At 64.8% G+C, this 18,992-nt stretch carries 17 protein-coding genes; 10 read left to right on the top strand and 7 right to left on the bottom strand.

Annotated features, from left to right (window positions below; genetic code table 11):
- Nucleotides 1-1,914 (top strand): TonB-dependent siderophore receptor (locus tag AC27IO_RS02280; RefSeq protein ID WP_498737060.1); only part of this gene is annotated, 1,914 nt, incomplete at its 5' end.
- A gap of 151 nt (nucleotides 1,915-2,065) precedes the next feature.
- On the opposite strand, the gene AC27IO_RS02275 is transcribed toward AC27IO_RS02280, so the two are convergent.
- From AC27IO_RS02275 to AC27IO_RS02255, 5 genes are all read right to left on the bottom strand, one after another.
- On the bottom strand, nucleotides 2,066-2,599 hold the full coding sequence (locus tag AC27IO_RS02275; RefSeq protein WP_498737058.1) for a hypothetical protein: 534 nt from the start codon (nucleotides 2,597-2,599) through the stop codon (nucleotides 2,066-2,068).
- Nucleotides 2,600-2,824: 225 nt separating this feature from the next.
- Entirely contained in the window at nucleotides 2,825-4,720 is a 1,896-nt protein-coding gene (gene mobH / locus AC27IO_RS02270) for a MobH family relaxase (RefSeq protein ID WP_498737070.1), read from the bottom strand.
- A 154-nt stretch (nucleotides 4,721-4,874) separates the two neighbouring features.
- The gene (locus AC27IO_RS02265; protein ID WP_498737056.1) at nucleotides 4,875-6,050 is read right to left on the bottom strand and encodes an MFS transporter; all 1,176 of its coding nucleotides are present in this window, start codon (nucleotides 6,048-6,050) and stop codon (nucleotides 4,875-4,877) included.
- Nucleotides 6,051-6,106: 56 nt separating this feature from the next.
- The gene (locus AC27IO_RS02260; RefSeq protein ID WP_498737054.1) at nucleotides 6,107-6,940 is read right to left on the bottom strand and encodes a hypothetical protein; all 834 of its coding nucleotides are present in this window, start codon (nucleotides 6,938-6,940) and stop codon (nucleotides 6,107-6,109) included.
- Between the two features lie 183 nt (nucleotides 6,941-7,123).
- Nucleotides 7,124-7,978 carry an AraC family transcriptional regulator gene (locus AC27IO_RS02255; protein ID WP_498737052.1) on the bottom strand — a complete coding sequence of 285 codons (855 nt, stop codon included), beginning with the start codon at nucleotides 7,976-7,978 and terminating at the stop codon, nucleotides 7,124-7,126.
- Between the two features lie 114 nt (nucleotides 7,979-8,092).
- Between AC27IO_RS02255 and AC27IO_RS02250 the strand changes: the two genes are divergently transcribed.
- The 8 genes from AC27IO_RS02250 (at nucleotide 8,093) to AC27IO_RS02215 (ending at nucleotide 13,876) form a co-directional block, all read left to right on the top strand.
- A complete protein-coding gene (locus AC27IO_RS02250) occupies nucleotides 8,093-9,103 on the top strand; it encodes a Bug family tripartite tricarboxylate transporter substrate binding protein (RefSeq protein WP_498737050.1) in 1,011 nt (336 codons plus the stop codon).
- A gap of 5 nt (nucleotides 9,104-9,108) precedes the next feature.
- The gene (locus tag AC27IO_RS02245; protein WP_498737048.1) at nucleotides 9,109-10,020 is read left to right on the top strand and encodes a PhzF family phenazine biosynthesis protein; all 912 of its coding nucleotides are present in this window, start codon (nucleotides 9,109-9,111) and stop codon (nucleotides 10,018-10,020) included.
- Nucleotides 10,017-10,496: a RidA family protein gene (locus AC27IO_RS02240; protein WP_498737046.1), complete on the top strand. Its 480-nt coding sequence runs from the start codon at nucleotides 10,017-10,019 to the stop codon at nucleotides 10,494-10,496. Before AC27IO_RS02245 ends, AC27IO_RS02240 begins: the two co-directional genes overlap by 4 nt.
- Before the next feature lie 11 nt (nucleotides 10,497-10,507).
- Nucleotides 10,508-11,761 (top strand): lyase family protein, encoded by a 1,254-nt coding sequence (locus tag AC27IO_RS02235; RefSeq protein ID WP_498737043.1) that lies wholly within the window; start codon nucleotides 10,508-10,510, stop codon nucleotides 11,759-11,761.
- A 167-nt stretch (nucleotides 11,762-11,928) separates the two neighbouring features.
- Complete coding sequence (locus AC27IO_RS02230) at nucleotides 11,929-12,552, top strand: hypothetical protein (RefSeq protein ID WP_498737041.1); 624 nt, start codon at nucleotides 11,929-11,931, stop codon at nucleotides 12,550-12,552.
- A 301-nt stretch (nucleotides 12,553-12,853) separates the two neighbouring features.
- Complete coding sequence (locus AC27IO_RS02225; protein WP_128421519.1) at nucleotides 12,854-13,087, top strand: AbrB/MazE/SpoVT family DNA-binding domain-containing protein; 234 nt, start codon at nucleotides 12,854-12,856, stop codon at nucleotides 13,085-13,087.
- Nucleotides 13,074-13,487: a PIN domain-containing protein gene (locus tag AC27IO_RS02220; protein WP_498737039.1), complete on the top strand. Its 414-nt coding sequence runs from the start codon at nucleotides 13,074-13,076 to the stop codon at nucleotides 13,485-13,487. The genes AC27IO_RS02225 and AC27IO_RS02220 overlap by 14 nt, the downstream gene beginning before the upstream one ends.
- 23 nt (nucleotides 13,488-13,510) lie before the next feature.
- Complete coding sequence (locus tag AC27IO_RS02215; RefSeq protein WP_498737037.1) at nucleotides 13,511-13,876, top strand: DUF3742 family protein; 366 nt, start codon at nucleotides 13,511-13,513, stop codon at nucleotides 13,874-13,876.
- Between the two features lie 10 nt (nucleotides 13,877-13,886).
- Here AC27IO_RS02215 and AC27IO_RS02210 read toward each other — a convergent pair whose 3' ends face one another.
- Nucleotides 13,887-15,407 (bottom strand): conjugal transfer protein TraG N-terminal domain-containing protein, encoded by a 1,521-nt coding sequence (locus AC27IO_RS02210; protein ID WP_498737036.1) that lies wholly within the window; start codon nucleotides 15,405-15,407, stop codon nucleotides 13,887-13,889.
- 389 nt (nucleotides 15,408-15,796) lie between these two features.
- Nucleotides 15,797-17,419, bottom strand: a complete 1,623-nt coding sequence (locus tag AC27IO_RS02205; protein ID WP_498737034.1) for a recombinase family protein — start codon at nucleotides 17,417-17,419, stop codon at nucleotides 15,797-15,799.
- 37 nt (nucleotides 17,420-17,456) lie between these two features.
- On the opposite strand from AC27IO_RS02205, the gene rimO reads away from it, so the two are divergent.
- Nucleotides 17,457-18,851 (top strand): 30S ribosomal protein S12 methylthiotransferase RimO, encoded by a 1,395-nt coding sequence (rimO, locus tag AC27IO_RS02200; protein WP_498737032.1) that lies wholly within the window; start codon nucleotides 17,457-17,459, stop codon nucleotides 18,849-18,851.
- Nucleotides 18,852-18,992 lie beyond the last annotated feature (141 nt).

The raw sequence follows: 18,992 nt of genomic DNA, 5'->3' as shown, positions 1-18,992 counted from the left end.
CTGCTGGAGACGCCCCAGTCGATCTCGGTGATCGGGCGCACCGAGATGGATGCGCGCGGTTCGCTGGAGCTGATGGACATCGTGGCCCAGACGCCTGGCGTCTCGGTGGCAACGTACGGGCCGGACAACCGCGGCTGGGAATACATTTCGCTGCGCGGCTTTCCGGGCAACACCAGCAGCTACCGTGACGGGCTGCCGCAGACGCAGTTCGGCGTGGTCTACCGCATGACCGAGCCCTACGGGCTGGAGCGCGTGGAAGTGCTGCGCGGCCCCTCTTCGGTGCTCTTCGGCCAGGGCGATGCCGGCGGCGTCATCAACCGCGTGAGCAAGACCCCCAGCGCCGACGCCACGCGCGAGATCGAGGTGCAGTACGGCAGCTTCGACCGCAAGCAACTGGCCTTCGATGTGGGTGGCGCCCTGAGCGAAGGCAGCGACCTGAGCTTCCGCCTGGTGGGCGTGGGCCTGGACAGCAACGACCAGGACCGCTACCCGAACGGCGACCGCATCAACCGCACACACCTGTACCTCGCGCCGTCGCTGCGCTGGCAGCCGAGCGCAGCCACCTCGTTCACGCTGCTGGGCGAATTCCTCAAGGACAAATCGGGCGAAGACCCGTACTACGCCAATTTCTTCGGGCCCGACGGTACCCTGCGGCACGTGAAATACGGGGACCCGTCCTTCAGCCGCTTCCAGCAGGACCAGTCTTCACTGGGCTACCAGTTCGAGCATGCATTGAACAACGGCTGGACGGTGCGCCAGAACGCCCGGTACACCGACATCGCCCTGGAGCGCAACGCGCTGTGGGCGGATACGGTGCTGGCGGACGGGCACACCATTTCCCGCAGCACGCGCTCCTGGGACGACGGGCTCAAGCAAGGCTCCCTGGACACGCAGTTGCAGGGCTCGGTGCGCACGGGCGCGGCGCAGCACACGCTGCTCTTCGGCCTGGACTGGAACCACCTCGAAGGCACGGCACTGCGCTTTCGGGGCGTCGGCCCCAACCTGGACCTGCTCAATCCCGTGTACGGCATGGCCGTGCCCACACCGCGCACGCCCATGGCCGATTTCACGCAGAAGATGGACCAAATCGGCCTGTACGCACAGGACCAGATCCGCTGGGGTGACCGCTGGGTGGCCACGCTGGGCGGGCGCCAGGACCATGTGAAGACCACCACCGACAACCGCCTGAGCGCCCAGCGCACCACGCAGAGCGACGACGCCTTCAGCGGCCGCATCGGGTTGAACTACCTGCTGGGCGGCGGCTGGTCGCCCTATGCCAGCTATGCCGAATCGTTCCTGCCCACCAGTGGCGTGGACATCAACAACAACCCGTTCAAGCCGAGCCGGGGCAAGCAGGTGGAGGTGGGGGTCAAGTACCAGCCCGAGGGCGGCAAGAGCCTGTTTACTGCGGCGCTGTTCGATCTGCGAAAGACCAACGTGGTGACCTACGACAGCATCACGTCGGACGCCCGGCAGATCGGCAAGCAGCGCTCGCGCGGGCTGGAGCTGGAGGCCAAGGCCGAGCTGTCTCCTACCTTGAATCTCGTCGCTTCGTATACCTGGCTGGATCTCAAGGTGCTGGAAAGCGCCGATGTCAGCGAACGCGGCAAGATCGCTGCCGCGGTGCCGAAGCAGACCGCATCGCTCTGGCTGGACTATGCGATCGGCGGCGGCTTCGGCGTGGGAGCGGGCGTGAACTACGTGGGCGAGCGCCAGAACGACGAGGCCAATACCTCGGCCGAGGGCAGCTTCACCTTGCTTGCGGGCATGGTTCGCTACGAGGTAGGCTCGTGGCGCTTTGGGTTGAACGCCACCAATTTGCTGGACCGCCAGTACAACACCATTTGCTACCACGGTGATTGCTATCAGGGGAGGGCGCGCACCATCATGGCCACGGCGAAATACTGGTTCTGATTCCTGGCGCTTATGCAGGTTGAGTCAGGAGCCTTCAGACTGCAGCATATGCAGCCTTGAAACCCCACGTGCAAAAACGATTGGCTGATTTCACAAAGGTGGGGTACCAGGCGTGGCGAGCCAACGTGTCGGAGCATCGGACGCAGAGAGACTACTCGTTGTCGATGCCCTTTTCGCTAGGGACCAGGGGCATGGGTACTTCAATGACCTTGAGCCTGACGCGGTTCTGCAGCGCATTGTGTTCTTCAAAGTACCGCGCGACGGAGTGCTTCTTGACGTTGCCGTTGATCTTCAATTTGGTCGATGAAAAGCACCGTTCCTTGTCTGGTACGACGAGATGGAAATGCAGCGGGCGACCCTGATACTGCTTCGCCAGGAAGGCGTCGGCCTTGTGCATCAACCAGCGGATGCGACTAAGGCCAAGGGGTTGGCCCAGGGCGTATTTGCACTGGACATAGATGGTCTCGCCATCCTTTTCCAGAACGAGGTCCACGCCGCTGTCCAGGAAACCGAGTTGCAGGCCGCGGTAGGTCACCGCATAACCCGTGGCCTCGAACCAGAGGCCGACGTGGCGTTCGTAGACGGAACCCCACTGGGTAGGGGTAAGCGAGGCAAAGGCAAAACTATGCAGTGGTTGTCGATCAGCGACGACGTGAAGCATGCCGGCATCACTGTCGAAGACCAAGTCGCCCGCTCTAAGGGCTCGCCCGAATCCTGGGGCGTGTCTGCGTTTGCCGTCCTGTCGCGCAGTGCCTGTTTCCATGGGTTGTTGATGTCTGTTGACGAGGAGCCTTTTCGTCGATAAGCGATAGCCTATCTTGTGGGCTCAAGGCAGGGCATGGCCATGCTGGCGTGCTGCAAACCCATTCCGTTGCGGCTGGGCTTTGCCATACTCCCCGCCTCTGCCCGATTACTTCTCACTTACATCGAACGGTGAAGAGGTCGGCGTACTGGGGTGCTCCTGCGATGCGCAGTGGCGATCCATCGTGCCGTCGTTGAGCTGGAGATATGGGTTGTTTGGCCACGACTGCGCCAACACCGACAAGGGATCCCGCAACAGGTAGCCGTGGAGCCGACGCGACTTCCGGGGACCGACTACCTCGCACGTCCAGATGTTCAGTCCATTGCCCTGTTTGCGGTGCAGATGCAGCTTCTCGAACTGCTTCTGAACCCACTGCCAGTCCGCGACCTTGTCACGCTTCGCCAAGGCACCAACGGCTGGATGTTCCTGTGCATAGCGCTGGAATACTCCGGGACTGACTAAGTACGCGGTATCCGCCACCGTATGCACCAGCGCCTTGGCATCGTTGAGAATCAGGCGGCGGTGGTGGATGCCGTCCTTGAGCCATTGCAGGAAATCCTGGCCCGACGGACTGCCGGCGCCGGGGGGCACGGCCCCTTCCGATCTCTCTTGCTGCAGGTCTGCGGCTTCGATTGCTGACGTTTCTTCAGACAGTGTTGCACCTGCGCCAGACAACGGTGTGGGAGAGACCTCGGGCGTTGTGTTCAACAGCGCCAGCAAGGCATCCACTCCATCGTGCTGGGGCGGTGCCGCTGGAAACGGCATTGCCCTGGAAGCACCAGTTTCCCCTCGGCCCACCTGGTCTTGCGTGGTCGGCTGAGGCTCCGCAGGGACGGCAGGTTCTTCGTCCTGCACGACGACCACCTGCCCGTCGAATGGCGCGGGACGATCTCCCGCGTCCCACACTAGGGCAGGCGACAGGCGCAGGAACGTGAAGGTGTTGGTCCACCCCGCGTGGCTGGTGACCTGGGCCCGCCAGATCGCCTTGCCATCCTGCGTGGGCAGGGCAATGCCGTGCTCCTGCAGGACGTTGAAGACCGCGGTGTTGCTCGAAGGAATGCCGTCCATGCCCTGCGACAGCAGGTGCGCGCGCAGCTTGTCCGAGACCGTCTTGCTCACTAGCCACAGCGCGTCCTGCGTGAGCCAGCCATCCGACGCCTGCGGCTGGTTGAGCTGGAGCTGCTCGCGCAAAAGGTAGCGCAGGCCATCCAGCAGCTTGCGCTGCAGCGCATGGCGGGGCGCAGTCAGCGCCCGGGCGGGATCGCCGCCCAGCGACTGCGCCACCGAAGCCTGATCGGCCTGCACGACCAGCTCGCCGAGCACGCCGGCGTGCTCGTGTTGTCCCGCCAGCACGTAGAGCAGCGGGGACCACAGGTCCGGAAATCCGCTCAGCCAGTCCAGGATGCCCCTATCCAGCACGCGCATGTACAGCAGTCCGGCGGCGGCACCGTGCAATCGGTACTCGCGCCCCTGGCGGTGGCGAAACCGGTACGGTTGCCGTAGCGGGCCGTGCCAGGGATGCCAGATGCTGCCATCGCCGTGTTCGACTTCGAGGTCGACCGCGATCTTGCCGATGTCGTGCAGCAGCGCGGCGTAGGCGACGCCAGCGGTCCAGGCTTCTGCCTGGGCGGCCTGCGCTTCGGGTGTGGCCCCGGCCGGCAGCAGGTGCGACTGCCGCAGCTTCAACGCATAGGCCACGATTTCCAGCCCATGGTCCAGCATGCCGCCGGGGTGGGCGTGGTGGTGGCTCTCGGAGGCAGGAAACAGTTGCACCAGTTCGGCATAGCGCTCCAGCGGCCCGAGATAGAGCTGGCCGAATTGCGCGCGCGAGAGCGAGGTGCGCTGCCAGATGTGCTCCAGCAATCGCTGCCGGCGCGCGGGCGCCAGCAGGGACCGTGCCGACTGCGGCAGCATGCAGCCCTGCGGCGCGTGGTGCGGGACGGCGGCGGTCGGGGCGGGCGCTGCCGGGAATTTCCCGCTACCGCGCTGAAATAGCTTGAACATGGAACGTCCCATCGTTGCGATCGCGGGGCACGCCGGTTGAAACCTGCGAAGAGGCGTGGCGATCGCAGAATGGCGCGCGGCATCTGCCGTGTCCTGACGGAATGCGGCCATCCGGGGTGCCGGTAACTTGCGCGCCATGGGCCATTGCCCGCTTTCAGTCCTCTGCGGTGGCTCCTCGATGTCTCGCAGGCCGCCAGCAAATCAGCCACGCCGCGGCGGCGACGGCGCACAGGATCCACCACGCCGCGGCATAGCCACCGGCGCGATCGATGCTCCATCCAAAGGCCAGTGGAAGCAGGGCAATGGACACCTGATTGATCGCCATCCCGGTACCGAGTGCCTTGCCCGCGTGGTTGGCCGAGGCGCTGTCGGCGAGCCAGACCACCCAGGGCCCGTACCAGCCGAAGCCGAAAAAGCCAGCGGCCCAGGCGAGGGCCATCAAGCAGGCCTGCGGCGTAGAGGGAGGAAGCAGGGCGGCGCCGGCCATGGTGGCGGCGCATCCCAGGGCACATCCACCGACGATGGTCCGGCGTTGGTCGGGACGCCGGTCGCTCGCACGCGCCAGAACGATGCGGCCCGCGGCTCCCGCCAACTGGGCTTGGAACAGCAAACCAACACCCGTGGCCAGCGGCAATGCGAAGCGCTGCAACATGAACAGTCCCCAGTACACGCTGATGGCGGTTTGCCCCAGCACCAGCAGGGCGCCCACGAGCATCGGGGCCGACGAGCCGGGTTCCGCTATCCGCCGCACTGGGGTTGCCCCTGGCTCCGCAGTCGGCCCGGCGCGGTACACCCACGCGAACGCCATGCCGGCCAGTCCCATCAGCAAGGCGGCCCCGCCCATCGCACCCCGCCAGCCGACGTTCCCGAGCAGTGCTGGAAAGAACAGCGCTGCCAGCGCGCCTCCGAGGGGCAGCGCCGCCTGGCGGATGCCCATCGCCAGCCCGCGCTGCGCGGGTGGAAACCAGCCATGGACCACCCGGCTGCCGCCCGGCTGGATGGGGCTGTAGCCGATGCCCAGGAGCACCATGGCGGCAACGCAGGCCGGGTAGCTTCCCGCCAGGCCAAGCAGCGCCATCGCGCCGGCCACGGTGCACATGCCGGCGGTGACGGGCCACCGCTCGCCCTGGCGGTCCAGGACACGGCCCGCCAGCCAGAGGCCGGGGATGGTGGTGGCGCCGCAGAGTGTGGCCAGCAGGCCGAGCTGGGTATGGGTCAGCCCGAGCCGCTGCTGTGCGAATGCGCCCCACGCCCCGATGCCCTGCGTTCCCAGCGCCGCGCACAGCTGCGCGCTGGTGGAGGCCATCAGAATCTTCCAGCGGGTGTGCATGGGGTCGCTCGCGGTGAGGCCCGGCCGATCGGTGCGCGGCCCGCACCGTGCCAGGATCAGGCCACGGCTTCCAGTGCGGAGCGGTCGTGGGCTTCCTGCAGCTGTTGCATCAGCACGTCGTAGTGGTCGGCCATGTTCTCGATCAGTTGCCGACTCGATCGGTGGAGCAGATCCCAGTCGGGCTCCTGCCGCGCCGCGGCCGCGTAATCCTCCAGTCCGCGCACCAGCGCCGCGAAATGCCCGCTCTCGGTCGTCCCCAGGTGGTCGTGGATGAACTGCAGGTCTTCCTTCATGCCCTCCTGACTGCGCCCCAGAACGTCGCGGCGCCAGACCACGAAGCGCGGGGCCGCGTAGGCGAACTCGCCGTGGTTGTAGAGCTCCTCGGGCAGCGAGCGGGTGATCGCGACACCCAGGTCTTCCCCGTTCTCGCGGTAGCGGCGCGATGCGTTGAGGTAGGCCTTGGCTCCGGCCAGCCGATAGCGGTCGAGCTTCCAGGCGTCGTCGCCCGTGAGGCCGGTGGCGAAGCGGTCGTACAGCACCTGGTGGTTCGTCGTGCCGATGCCCACGTCCTCACGCGACACCTCGGAGACCCGGGTGGCGGTGCGGAGCAGCAGCACCTGCCGGTCCTGTGGCGCCTGCTCGGCCTGCTCCAGCACCCGGAACGCGAGCGCACAAAAGCTCGCCGACCCGATGCCGGGGCTGCGCCAGTTGTGAAAGAAGATGCGCCGGGCATTGGGGTGCCAGGCCACGGCGCCGAAGCGATCAAAGAAGGCCTCGATGCGCTGCAGGCTGTCGCTGCTGTCGCGGTAGGAGTCGTACAGGGCTTGCCGAGCACGCGGGTGGTGAACCAGGCTGATCTCCTGGTCCACGATCGCTTGGATGGTCTTCATGGGTGCGGTCCTCTGCCGTCGCGTGAGAGTGGCCACGTGCCAGCACTCCGTGCGCTGCCGTGGCTGTGGGGCCGCATCCGGAGGGGTGGGCCGAGGAACGGCACCTCGGATGGCGACTCGCTGCTGCGACGTTAGGCGCCGGCGAAAGGGGCTTCCATCGGGATTTCCTGAGACGCGTGTGCGTTATTTCGTACAGGCCGGTGCGTCGGCATCGCGCCCGTTCTGCGCGCGCAGTTGTGCGGTGGACAGGCCCCATGCCCGCTTCAAAGCCTTCGTGAGGTAGGAACCGGACTCCCATCCCACCTGCTGGGCGATGGACAGCACCGATCCATCGGTGTGCTCCAGCAGGTAGCGTGCCCGCTCCAGGCGCTTGGCTTGCTGGAAGGACAGCGGCGATTGCCCGTATTCGATCCGGAACAACCGCTCCACCTGCCGCCGCGAAAGCCGCTGGCTTTGGGCGAAGGCGTCGAGACCCAAGGGTCGATCCAGGTCCGTCTCGATGTGGTCGGCCAGCAGGGCGGCGATGTGCCGCGAGGAGCGCGGCTCCGCGTCTAGGAGCGGATGCGCGCAGAGCCGGGCGGCTTCCATCACCACCGCGCCGCACCAGGCGGCCGTATCGACGTCCAGGCCGCGATTGTCGATGTCGAGCAGACGCCGGGACAGGGCGCCCAGCGCCGCGCTGCCCGTGCGCAAGCCCTGTGGTGGGCGTTCGATCCGTTGTGCGCCCAAGGCGGTGGCCCAGAACTCCGGATCGACGTAGATCGCCAGGTGCGTTTGTCGGAAGGTCTGGGCGGCGGTCGCGTGCGCGGCGTCCGGGCCGAGCCAGAGGAAGTCGCCGGGCGACGACTGCAGATGGCGCTCCCAGGCGTCCACGATCTCGAACCGCCCCTGCATCGGTACGAACAGCATGTCGCAGTCGTGCGTATGGGGGGAGGCCGAATACCCCTGGCGGTGGTCGGCCACCAGTGCTGCGCCGTGGCGCAGGCGTTCCCGAAAGGGCGACACCCGCAGCCCCTGGGTTCCCAATGCTTGTTGCATCTCCGTCCCCTGTCGCGATCGTGCTGGGCGGTGTCGCAATTGGCGGCGCACCGCGATCGGCGTTCGCGAAAAATCAGTTGCAGCGTTGCACCACTGCTTTCTGAAGGAATTGCCATGATCCATCGACTCTCGCGCTTCTTGCGCAAAGACCCGCGCCAAGGCCTGCTGTCCGTCTGCGCGGCGCTGGCGGGCGCCATCTCCGTCTGCGTTCCCGCCCCGGCGCTGTCGCAGGACTACCCTAGCAAGCCCGTCACCATTGTGGTCCCGTTTCCCGCTGGCGGGGGCACCGATGTGGTTTTTCGGTCGATCTCCGCGAAGCTCCAAACCGCGCTCGGCGGTGCTCCTGTCATCATCGAAAACCGCGCCGGTGCCGGCGGCACCGTGGGCACGGCCTCCGCAGCCAAGGCGCCCGCGGACGGCTACACCCTGATCGCTGCCACCACGACCACCATCGCCTCGGCGCAGGCGGTGTACCCCAAGCTCGGCTACGACCCGACCACCCTGGCCCCCATCGGCCTGATCGGTACGACACCGTTTGTTCTGGTCACCGCACCGCGTTTTCCCGCCAAGGGCCTGGCGGATTTCATTGCCTATGCCAAGGCGCACCAGGGCGCCGTCAACTACGCGAGCATCGGCAACGGCAGTGCGAGCCATCTGGTCGCAGAGCTGTTCAAGCAACGGGCCGGCGTGGAGATGACGCACGTGCCGTACCGCGGCGCGGGACCGGCGCAGACCGACCTGATGGCCGGCCAGGTGCAGGTACTGTTCGACAACCCCACGGCGCTCGTGCAACAGGTGCGCGCGGGGCGCATGCAGGCCCTGGCGATCACCGAGCCTTCGGCCGTGTTCCAGGATCTGCCCACCTTCGCGGCGGCGGGCATGCAGGGTTTCAGTCCCGAGCTTTGGTATGGCCTGATGGCACCGGCAGCGACGCCGCAGCCGGTCATTCAGCGCCTGCACGCGGCGCTGAGCCGGGTGCTGGAGGACCGGGAAGTCCGGGCCGATCTGCTCGCCCGCGGCGTGGCCCCGGCTGCCGGAACGCCCCAGGCGTTCGCGCAGCGGATCCGGGCCGACATCGCCCTGTGGGGCGGCATTGCCCGCTCGGTCGGGGCCAAGGTGGAGTGAGCCCGATGCAGTCCGAGAATGTCATTCCCACCGGTACACGTACCCGTGCCCCTCTGGTGCGTGTCTTCACCATCAATGGCGATCCGCGGGGCGGCAACCCCGCGCCGGTCTGGCTCGATGCAGACGCCATGAGCGACGTCGAAATGCAATCGCATGCGCACGCCAGCGGCCATGAGTCCGTCTTCGTGCGCGCGTCCAGCGACGGCGCGCACCGCTGGCACATGCGCTACTTCGTGCCCTTGCACGAAATGGAAATGTGCGGCCACGCCACCATCGCCGCGCTGTGGCTGCTGTACGAGCAGGGCAGTTGGGACGGAGAGCCGGTGGCGATCCGCACCGCCAGCGGGACGGTGCGCGGGCGCAAGGTGGATGGCCGCATCGAGATCAGCCAGCCTCCGGCATCGATGCGGTTGCTGGGCGAGGGGCACGCCGAATCGATTGCGCAGTGCCTGGGCGTGCGGCCCTCGCAAATCGTCGATGGCGTGCTGAATGCCTCGACCAGTCGGGCGAAGACGCTCGTCCGGCTGGACAGCATGGCCACGCTCCATGGGCTTCGCGTCAACGCCGCGCAAGTCCCCGAGGTCTGCGAGCGCATCGGTTCGACGGGGTTGTATCCCTATGCCGTGGCGAGCGCAGAACCGCGGGACGTGCACTGCAGTGCGCGGCAGTTTCCCAAGGCCTCCGGCTATCTGGAAGACCCCGCCACGGGTATCGCCGCCGCGGCGCTGGCCTGGGGGCTGCGCCGCATGGCGCTGGTCGGGCCGAGGTCCGCTGTTGTCACCGTACGGCAGGGGGAGGCCATGGGGTCTCCCTCCCAGATCACGGTGCGGATGCCCGCGGTGACGCAGGAGGCCGAGGGCTGCTGGGTGGGGGGCGAAGCGCTCCTGGAGAAGGATTGGGGAGGGCAATGGATATGAACCGCGTCGCTTCCGAAGCCGACCGACGGCTCGACGCACTGGTGGCGGGAGAACCGGAGTTGCACCCATCGGGCCGCTACAGCAGCTTCTTCCAGATCGGCGACTGCCTGGTGTCCAGCGGCGTGGTCGGGCGGCAGGGCGGTGCGATCATCGCCGGCCCCTTGCGGGGTGCCGAGGACGTGCCCATCGGCGAACGCGCCGCTGCCGCCGCGGTGGTGCTGATCCTGCGCGCCGCGCAAAAGGCGCTGGGCACCCTGGATCGGGTCGATCGGGTGGTCGCGCTGCAGGGCTTCATCAGCAGCACCGCGGACTTCCGGGACCACGTGCGGGTGATGGACGCGGCATCGGCCTGCCTGCAGGAGGTGCTGCCGCAATCGCCACTGCCCGCGCGCACGACCGTGGGCGTGGCGTCGCTGCCCGGTGGCGGTGCGGTCGAGGTGGTCATGGTGCTTGCGACCCGCGACCTCCCGGATTGAAGGAGGTCGGTATGGTCGATCCGAAATGGGGCGCCTACACCGCCGATGCCCTCGTGCACTATCCGAGCGGCCTGGGCCAGATTCCACTCAGCCTGATCCACGCCTTCGGTTTGCAAAAGCAGGCGAGCGCGCGGGCCAATGCGCACCTGCGGGAACTGCCGGCGCCCATCGCCGATGCCATTGCGCGTGCTGCGCAGGAAGTGGCTGCGGGCGCGTGGGACGCGCAGTTTCCGCTGGGGCCGTGGCAGGCGGGCGATGGCAACCAGACCCACATCAACGTCAACGAAGTGATCGCGTGCCGGGCTGCCGAACTCATGGCCGAAACCAACGCCGGGTCAACCGGCACCGCGCCGGCAGCCAGCATCCATCCGCTCGACCACGCCAACCGCAACCAGTCCTCCAACGACAGCTGGCCGAGCGTGGTGCACATCGCACTCGCCCAGGCGCTGCAGGTGCCGTTTGCCGCCTCGCTGGATACCTTGGTGACGGCACTGGACACCTTCGCGGCCCGGCATCGGGAAACGGCCAAAGTCGGGCGCACCTTCCTGCGTGATGCGCATTGCACGACGATCGGCATGGAGTTCGGCGGGTTCGCGGCCCTGCTGCGGGGCTGCCAGGCCCTTCTGGCGACCGCCTGTGAGCCGCTGTGGGCGCTGCCTCAAGGGGGCGGGGCGGTGGGCAATGGGGCAGCGATCCATCCAGGCTTCGGGGCGCGCTTTGCCGAGGAACTGCGAACGTTGACGGGCATCCCTTTCCAGGCGGCGCCGCAGCCTTGTACGGCGCAGGTGGTCGATACTGCGTTGCTGCGTGTATGGGGCGGACTGGTGGAGATCGCGGTGGTGTGCCTGAAGCTCTGCCGCGACATCGAACTGTTGGGGTCGGGACCCGCTTGCGGACTCGGCGAACTGGCGTTGCCTGCGCTCGGGCCAGGCTCGTCCAGCATGGCCGGCAAAATCAATCCGACCCACGCTTCCATGCTGGAGATGATGTGCATGCGGGTGCTGTCGGACCACGCGATGGTCTGCACCTCGTTGTCGAGCGCGCGTCTGCAGCTCAACACGACCTACTTGCTGGCTGCCTGCGTGACGGTGGATGCGGTCGAGACGCTGGGGCAGGGGATGTGGTTCTTCGCATCCCGGTTGATCGACCGGCTGGAGGTGGATCGGACGCAGTTGGCGGCGCAGGTGGAGGCAGGGCCAAGTGCACGCTACCTGCGATCCCGGGAGGAGGGGTATGACGCAATCGCGAGGCAAGGTGTTCGGTGACTGAAACTTCGTGGTATTTGCACAAGTCCGGTCGCATTCGCCCGCTGGGGGAAATTGCCGTCTGGTTCGTCTTATCTAAAGAGGTACCCCCGGTACGTGCTGACGATCCTGTCGCATCGTGTTGGAGGAATCTGGACCAAAATCCAAAGAGGAACCAGAGTCAGCACATGGACAACGAAAAAGACCAACCTTCCACGCCTTCCCGTGCCCAGTTGCGCGAGCTTGCTGCCCAGGGGCGCGAAACCATCGCGGTGTATGAAGGAGGAAGGGCGCTCAGCGTGTTGCTGTGGACGTTGGCGCTTCTGTGTGTGGTGCCTGGTTTGGCAATGCTGTCATTTGCTCGGCAGGGTGGGCTTTTGGTCGCCTTGGCGTTCTTACTGATCGGCATTGCTTTTGGAGCGCTCGGAAGGGCATTAGGCCGTCGCCGCAAAGTTCCTTTCCTCACGCTCGGGGAGCAGGGACTGCACTACGCCGATCTGACGCAGCCGATACCGTGGACCGCGATCGAAAATTACCGTGTAGGTGCGGGCAGTCATCGCGGCGAAAACCTAATCGTGTTCGTCGACCTGTCCCAAGGCTACGAGGTTCCGCTCAGGGATAAGAACGTGACGAGTGCTTGGCAAAGCGTCCGGAGCGCTTGGTACAACGCCAAAGAACATTGGATCATCTTCAAGGCGACCGGCGTGCGTGGTATGACCAATCCCGAACTGGTCGAGCATCTATCGACGTACTGGCAGGCCGGTCTCGCCCGCGCGCAGCTCGCGAACCCGGACGAGTCGCTGGTGGGCTGAGCATCAAGGCGCAGCCAGCGACTTGCGTGACGCGCCTGGCTGCAGCGTGGGGCGTGAAGAGGCAGGTACTTGCTATCCGGCCGAGCTCTTTGGCGAGTGCCACCGTTTGGACGCTGAGGGAGGGTGCGGACAGCCTTTTCCCTTTTCAAGGTAGAGCCTTTCCCCTTGCTGCCCCTTCCATTCCTTTTACCCTTTGATGCGATTGGTCTGTTGTGGCTACCGCAACGGCATAGGGGGGTTGCGAACTCGCGTGGGAGTTGTAGGATATACACCAGAAATGTATATCTTTTGAGGGGCGAACATGCAAGTAGCCAAGTGGGGCAATAGTCTGGCAGTGCGCCTGCCTGCGAGCCTGGTGGAGGCCCTGGAACTGCGAGAGGGCGATGACATCGAAATCGTCGTGGACGAGCCGCGCCTTTTCGCGGTGCGCAAGAAGCCAGGTTCGGAAGCTTTGCTGGAACGGTTACGCGCTTTTCGCGGCAAGCTGCCGGCAGACTTCAGGTTCAACCGGGAAGAGGCCAATGGCCGGGGCTAGCGCCAAGATCTTCCTCGACAGCAACGTGGTGCTCTACCTGCTGTCCGAGGACTCCGCGAAGGCGGATGATGCTGAAAAGCTTCTTCAGCGGCGGCCGATCATCAGCGTACAGGTGCTCAACGAAGTCACTCACGTCTGTGTGCGCAAGCTCAAGATGGGGTGGGGTGAAGTGGGGCAGTTCCTTGCGCTGGTGCGAGAGTTCTGCAAAGTCGTGCCTCTCACGGTCGACGTGCACGACCGGGCTCGGCAGTTGGCCGAGCGGCACCAGCTCTCGTTCTACGATGCCTGCATCATTGCGGCGGCGGCCATCGAAGGCTGTCAGACCCTGTATACGGAAGACATGCACCACGGCCTGATCATCGAAGAAAGCCTTTCGATCCGGAATCCCTTCAACACCTGACCCAACGATTGCAGGAGGGCACCATGATGGCTACCTCTTACTCCAAGTCAACACTGAGCCGGAGGGCTGGACGTGCTGCGGCGCGGGTATGGTGTTGGCTGCTGTTTCGGAATCAGCAGTTCCAAGGATGGATGGTTGGCGCCGGTATGCCGTCGGGTGTGGCGAGGGTGGTAGGCACTGTAAGCCTGCTGATCGTGGTAGGGATGCTGTTCTATGTAGCGTTCTGGCTGGGTATTGCCGTGCTCGCCACAATGGCTGTCGTTTGTTTTGTAGGTTGCATTGATGCATTCGACACTACTGAGGAAACTCGCTGGCGAGACGGCGTGGCCGGATATGGCCTGTACAGGGGCGAAATCCGAATTGATCCGGGTGAGCAAGAGGAACCGTGAGCGATAGCGGTTACTTCGACCGCATAGACTTCGCAGCGTTGATTGCAACGTCGCCCCCCTTGCTTCCCGCAGATCTCGCGCCTTCGGTGCCGGTCGTGAGCAGCTGGGCGATATTGCCGGCGCGAACGCCGGCCCAACCCAGTGCCGCAACCCAGAGGCTGGGTAGCACGATGAACATCATGGCCATTACGAAGTTGATGAGCATATCGCCGAAGGCATTGTTCAGTCCGAGCAGAGGATTGAAATTGCTGTGCGGAGAGCTCCATCCATAGAGCGCATCGAGGATGGTGCTATCAAGCCAGCGGGCCAACTGGAACCAAAAATCCACGTAGAACAGCGCGAACTGCACGCAACTCATCGTCACCACGGCCTTGAGTTCGTAAGTGCCGAATAGCAGTACGAGAGGGATGCAGATGACCATCGCCATCTTGAGAAACGACAGAACCATCGGCAGCGCCTGCCTTACCACATCCATCGCCGGAAAGAACCCGATCGAGCCCGCTGCCAGGCCGATGTCAGCTGCGCCGCGCGTCACGATGTTGGGTAGTGTCATGTCCACCTGACCGCCGTAGTCGGCGTAGGCCTGTCCTTGGTTCATTGTCTGCTGCCGAGGCGCGGCGATCGCGCGGATGATCGCATCGTCCGCTTGCTGACGGGATATGAAACCCGCCCATCGCCCAATGCGCGACAGCAGATCGGGATCCACCTGGGCGAGCAAACGGCTGCGCAAACCTTGGTCGCCGTCCGACCACCATTGCCGGCAGGTTGGATAGCCTCCTCCGTTGTCCACCTGGGCTAGGCCTGCATCGCGCGTTGCGTTATAGGGCCAGGCGGAGCGCGGTGTCTGCGAGTGGTAGGTGTCGTAGAACCCGTCGGTTCCCAGGAAGTAGGCCGATCCAATCCAGGTCACATCGTTCATCTGCGTGTCGGAGAGCGCTGGCCGCCCCATGAAGAGTTTTGCCCGCGCAGGCCCGTAACAGTCATGGGTGAAGTCGGCCACCTCCTGAGCGAGTACCGGATCGTTGATGCGTGTGCTATCGATGTCCATGCGTATCTGCCGCAGGTCCGTGCCGCACGGGATGGCAGCGACCGCCGCGCCGGTAACCGCCTTCGAGATCGCATGCATGAAGAACCACCAGACCGGCACCTGCGCACTCTGGTTGTTGAGCGTAGTGAAGGCATTGGACCATCGGGTGTCCTGCGGCGTCGCTACATCCACCTTGCACTGCGTGGAGCGCGTGGCATCGAACTGGATCGTAGAGAGATTGACGTTGATGAAGGGTATGCCGGCGAACATGATGACCACGATGGCGACCCACACGCGGTTCTCGATACGGGCCGCTGACAGGACCCCCTTATTCCCCTCGTCGGCCCCCTCGGTTCGCGCACGGAGCCATTCTTGGATGACGATGGACACGAAGGGCAGGGCGAACACGCCGCTGGCGACCAAGATGTGCCAGATGCCGTTGTGAACGATCCAGCCGACCAGAGTTAGGTAGTACTCCAGGTAGTCTGTGGTGTAGAGCGTCATGGGGCCTCAGCGTCAATAGTGACCTGTTGGCATGATGGAGGCCGCGAAGGTCGCTTGCGCGAGGCAATGGGTTCGGGTCTGGAACCGCATTGAAACTGGTCGCCGACTCTCAGAGCCGCGTTGAAGCAGTCGGGACAATCGCAGAGTGACCGCGCTGGATTTTTCAGCGTCCAGGCGGTTTCCTAGAGTTGCACGGGAAAGGTTGGGCCATCGCGGCGACAGGCCCATCAAGCGGCCCGGTACAACCACCGTACTTGCGTACTCCTAAATAGGCTGAAATTGCGATTCGACCGGCCAAGCAATGGCGAGAGCCGCACATGCGTTAAGTGGGTGTTGCCGAGCAGGTGCTTGAGCTGGAAGAATGGGGTTATAGAGTCCTCATAGAGTCGTTACTGCAGTTGCGAGACATCATCGGCGAGCAGCAACTTGCCCTCGCGGTCAACGCGCAGTAGTCGCGAGTTGCCGCCGCGCGCCACCAGGATGATGTCGACGCAGTAGTCGCGCTCGCTGGCATTTGGATCTGGCCGAATCCCACGGGAATAGACAACTATTCGCTCAAAAGTGTCTGCAACCAACTGGCGTGCGCGTAAACGCGCAGCCACGTCCTGTGCTTCGACGCCGATGGCGAGCTCCCGCCAAGCTTCTTCTGTGCCCTCCACATCCTTGCGGCTCAAGCTGGCTAATTCTTGCTCTGCGTCTCGCAATGCCTTCTCGGCATCTTGTAGTTCTGTCTCAAGTACGCGGGCGCGGCGCGCAAACACCTGCGGTGTTCCCTCAGCTTCGCTGGCCAGCATGGCGTCCGTCACCTTCTCCAACTGCTCGTTGATGTCATTAACCTTTGCGCGAGCGGCTGCCATCTTGGTGCGCGGCAATTCGGCGCGGTCGGTGCCAAAAAGCGCCTGCAGGTTGATGAGGTCGCTGCAGTAAGCCATCAGTGCCCGCTCCACAGGTGCCACGCTGGTGCTGGCCTGGACGGTACAGCCTCCGCCGTACGCGGCGTTTGATGCACACAGAAGTCTGCGATAGCAGTCGCGGATGCGCCCATCCGGCAGGCGCTTTTTTGTGGCCAGGTTCTGCCCAGCCATGGGACGACCGCAGTAGCCGCACACCGTGATCCCGAGGCCAGTGATTACGTGTGGCAGCTCGCCCTTTATCCGCCGGCGACCGCTTTGTGCTCCTACACGCTGGAGCTCGTCCCATTCAGATGCGCTCAGGACGGCTGGGTAGTAACCCTCCAGCATGTACTCCTCCCCATCAACCTTTACCGGTTTGGTCCCTATCAACTGAGGCATCTTGACCAGGCGGTACACCTGCGGTGAATGATTTTCGTCGCTTGTGCTGTACATCTGAAGGCCTTCAGCGTCCAAATTTTGCACGATGCGCTTGCCGCCAAATCCCTGCACATACAGTGCGACGGCCCTGCGCACTGCAGCAACGCGCTCCGGGACCAGTTCCCATCCGTTGTTGGGCCCACTTGGTGCTTCGTGCAGCCAGTCAGGGTCATGTCCCTGACGGATGCGGCCACGATACGTTCCGGCCCTCCAGCCCTCGCACAACCGGCGGATGCTTGCTTTCACGCGCTTGCTCTTGGTATCGCTTTCTTCGTGGGCGCGGATCATCACTAGCAGGCTGTAGACAAGGTCCATCGGATTCGCCTTCAGGCGCTCTCTGCTGTAGGCCTTTCCGTCGCTTGCTGTGACTACCGTGATGCCGGCATTTACAATCTGGGCCAGTTGCGCCTGGGCCTGGATCGGCTCTGCGCGTGAGAGCCGGTCTAGCCCCTCGACGACAAGTACAGAGCCCTCTGCGATCCGCCCGGCCTCAATCCCCTCCAGGAATGCCCCGAGCGCCCCTGATTTAACGTGCCGCTGGTGATAGGCTGATAGGCCTTCGTCCAGCATGGTGAGCTTGTTGTCCAGTTGCAGTCCATGCTCTGCTGCCCATCGGGCTGCGTATGCCTCCTGGCGTTCGCGGCTGTGGCCAGCGGCCTGGCGCGGGTCGGAAAAGCGCATGTAGCTATAGACAAGACCTTTCAAAATTCACCCCCACATGACCGAAACGATTGCACAAGCCGCCCGTCAGCCGCGTATAGGTATGGTATCCCTTGGGTGCCCCAAAGCCCTGACCGACTCCGAACTGATCCTCACGCAGCTGAGCGCCGAGGGCTACCAGACCTCCAAGACTTTCGAAGGTGCCGATCTCGTCATCGTCAACACCTGCGGCTTCATCGACGATGCGGTCAAGGAAAGCCTGGACACCATCGGCGAGGCGCTGGCCGAGAACGGCAAGGTCATCGTCACCGGCTGCCTGGGTGCGCGGTCCGGCGACGGTGGCGGGAACCTGGTGCGGCAAATGCACCCCAGCGTGCTGGCCGTCACCGGCCCCCATGCCACGCAGGAGGTGATGGATGCCGTTCACCTCAACCTGCCCAAGCCGCACGACCCGTTCATCGACCTGGTGCCGGGCAGCTTCGGTGTGGCGGGCATCAAGCTCACGCCCAAGCACTACGCATACCTCAAGATCAGCGAAGGCTGCAACCACCGCTGCACCTTCTGCATCATCCCCTCCATGCGCGGCGACCTCGTCTCGCGTCCCATCGGCGATGTGCTGAGCGAGGCCAAGGCTTTGTTCGAAGGCGGCGTGAAGGAACTGCTGGTCATCAGCCAGGACACCTCGGCGTTTGGCGTCGATGTGAAGTACCGCACGGGTTTCTGGGACGGCAAGCCCGTCAAGACCCGCATGCTGGAGCTGGTGCAGACCCTGGGCGAGATCGCCGAGCCCTACGGCGCCTGGGTGCGCCTGCACTACGTGTACCCCTACCCGAGCGTCGATGAGGTCATCCCCCTCATGGCCACGGGCAAGGTGCTGCCGTACCTGGACGTGCCGTTCCAGCACAGCCACCCGGACGTGCTCAAGCGCATGAAGCGCCCCGCCAGCGGCGAGCGCAATCTGGAGCGCATCCAGCGCTGGCGCGAGACCTGTCCCGAAATCGTCATCCGCAGCACCTTCATCGCCGGCTTTCCGGGCGAGACCGAAGAAGAGTTCCAGCACCTCCTGGACTTCGTGCGCGAGGCGCAGATCGACCGTGCAGGCTGCTTCGCCTACAGCGACGTGAACGGCGCGGTGGCCAATGAACTGCCCGGCATGCTGCCCCTCGAGTTGCGCGAAGAGCGCCGCGCGCGCTTCATGGCCGTGGCCGAGGAAGTGTCCGCCGCCAAGCTGCGCAGCCGCGTGGGCGCCACCATGCAGGTGCTGGTCGACTCCGCCCCCGCGCTGGGCAGAAAGGGCGGCACCGGCCGCACCTATGCCGATGCGCCCGAGATCGACGGCGTGGTGCACCTGCTGCCGCCTGAGAAGATCAGCAAGACGATGAAGGTGGGCGAGTTCACCCGGGCCCGCATCGTCGGCACGCAGGGACACGACCTGGTCGCACTGCCGATCTGACCCGAGGTGGCGCGGGACCCGCGCGGGCGGTCGCCGCGGCGGGCGCGGGCCTGATGGCAGGTACCGCCCATCGCGCCATGCCATGGCGGCGATTGATCACTCGCCGCATAGTCCGAGCGCGCCGCCATGGCAACCCCACGC

It is taken from the genome of Acidovorax sp. KNOB132 (genome assembly GCF_057541515.1).
The sequence above is the reverse complement of the archived record's forward strand: the minus strand, read 5'-3'. Positions and strand labels throughout refer to the sequence as shown.

Bases quoted from the DNA above. Each gene is read 5' to 3' on its own strand.
- mobH (WP_498737070.1), bottom strand. From the start codon at position 4,720: ATGTTCAAGCTATTTCAGCGCGGTAGCGGGAAATTCCCGGCAGCGCCC.
- AC27IO_RS02265 (WP_498737056.1), bottom strand. From the start codon at position 6,050: ATGCACACCCGCTGGAAGATTCTGATGGCCTCCACCAGCGCGCAGCTG.
- AC27IO_RS02260 (WP_498737054.1), bottom strand. From the start codon at position 6,940: ATGAAGACCATCCAAGCGATCGTGGACCAGGAGATCAGCCTGGTTCAC.
- AC27IO_RS02255 (WP_498737052.1), bottom strand. From the start codon at position 7,978: ATGCAACAAGCATTGGGAACCCAGGGGCTGCGGGTGTCGCCCTTTCGG.
- AC27IO_RS02250 (WP_498737050.1), top strand. From the start codon at position 8,093: ATGATCCATCGACTCTCGCGCTTCTTGCGCAAAGACCCGCGCCAAGGC.
- AC27IO_RS02245 (WP_498737048.1), top strand. From the start codon at position 9,109: ATGCAGTCCGAGAATGTCATTCCCACCGGTACACGTACCCGTGCCCCT.
- AC27IO_RS02240 (WP_498737046.1), top strand. From the start codon at position 10,017: ATGAACCGCGTCGCTTCCGAAGCCGACCGACGGCTCGACGCACTGGTG.
- AC27IO_RS02235 (WP_498737043.1), top strand. From the start codon at position 10,508: ATGGTCGATCCGAAATGGGGCGCCTACACCGCCGATGCCCTCGTGCAC.
- AC27IO_RS02230 (WP_498737041.1), top strand. From the start codon at position 11,929: ATGGACAACGAAAAAGACCAACCTTCCACGCCTTCCCGTGCCCAGTTG.
- AC27IO_RS02225 (WP_128421519.1), top strand. From the start codon at position 12,854: ATGCAAGTAGCCAAGTGGGGCAATAGTCTGGCAGTGCGCCTGCCTGCG.
- AC27IO_RS02220 (WP_498737039.1), top strand. From the start codon at position 13,074: ATGGCCGGGGCTAGCGCCAAGATCTTCCTCGACAGCAACGTGGTGCTC.
- AC27IO_RS02215 (WP_498737037.1), top strand. From the start codon at position 13,511: ATGATGGCTACCTCTTACTCCAAGTCAACACTGAGCCGGAGGGCTGGA.
- AC27IO_RS02210 (WP_498737036.1), bottom strand. From the start codon at position 15,407: ATGACGCTCTACACCACAGACTACCTGGAGTACTACCTAACTCTGGTC.
- AC27IO_RS02205 (WP_498737034.1), bottom strand. From the start codon at position 17,419: ATGCGCTTTTCCGACCCGCGCCAGGCCGCTGGCCACAGCCGCGAACGC.
- rimO (WP_498737032.1), top strand. From the start codon at position 17,457: ATGACCGAAACGATTGCACAAGCCGCCCGTCAGCCGCGTATAGGTATG.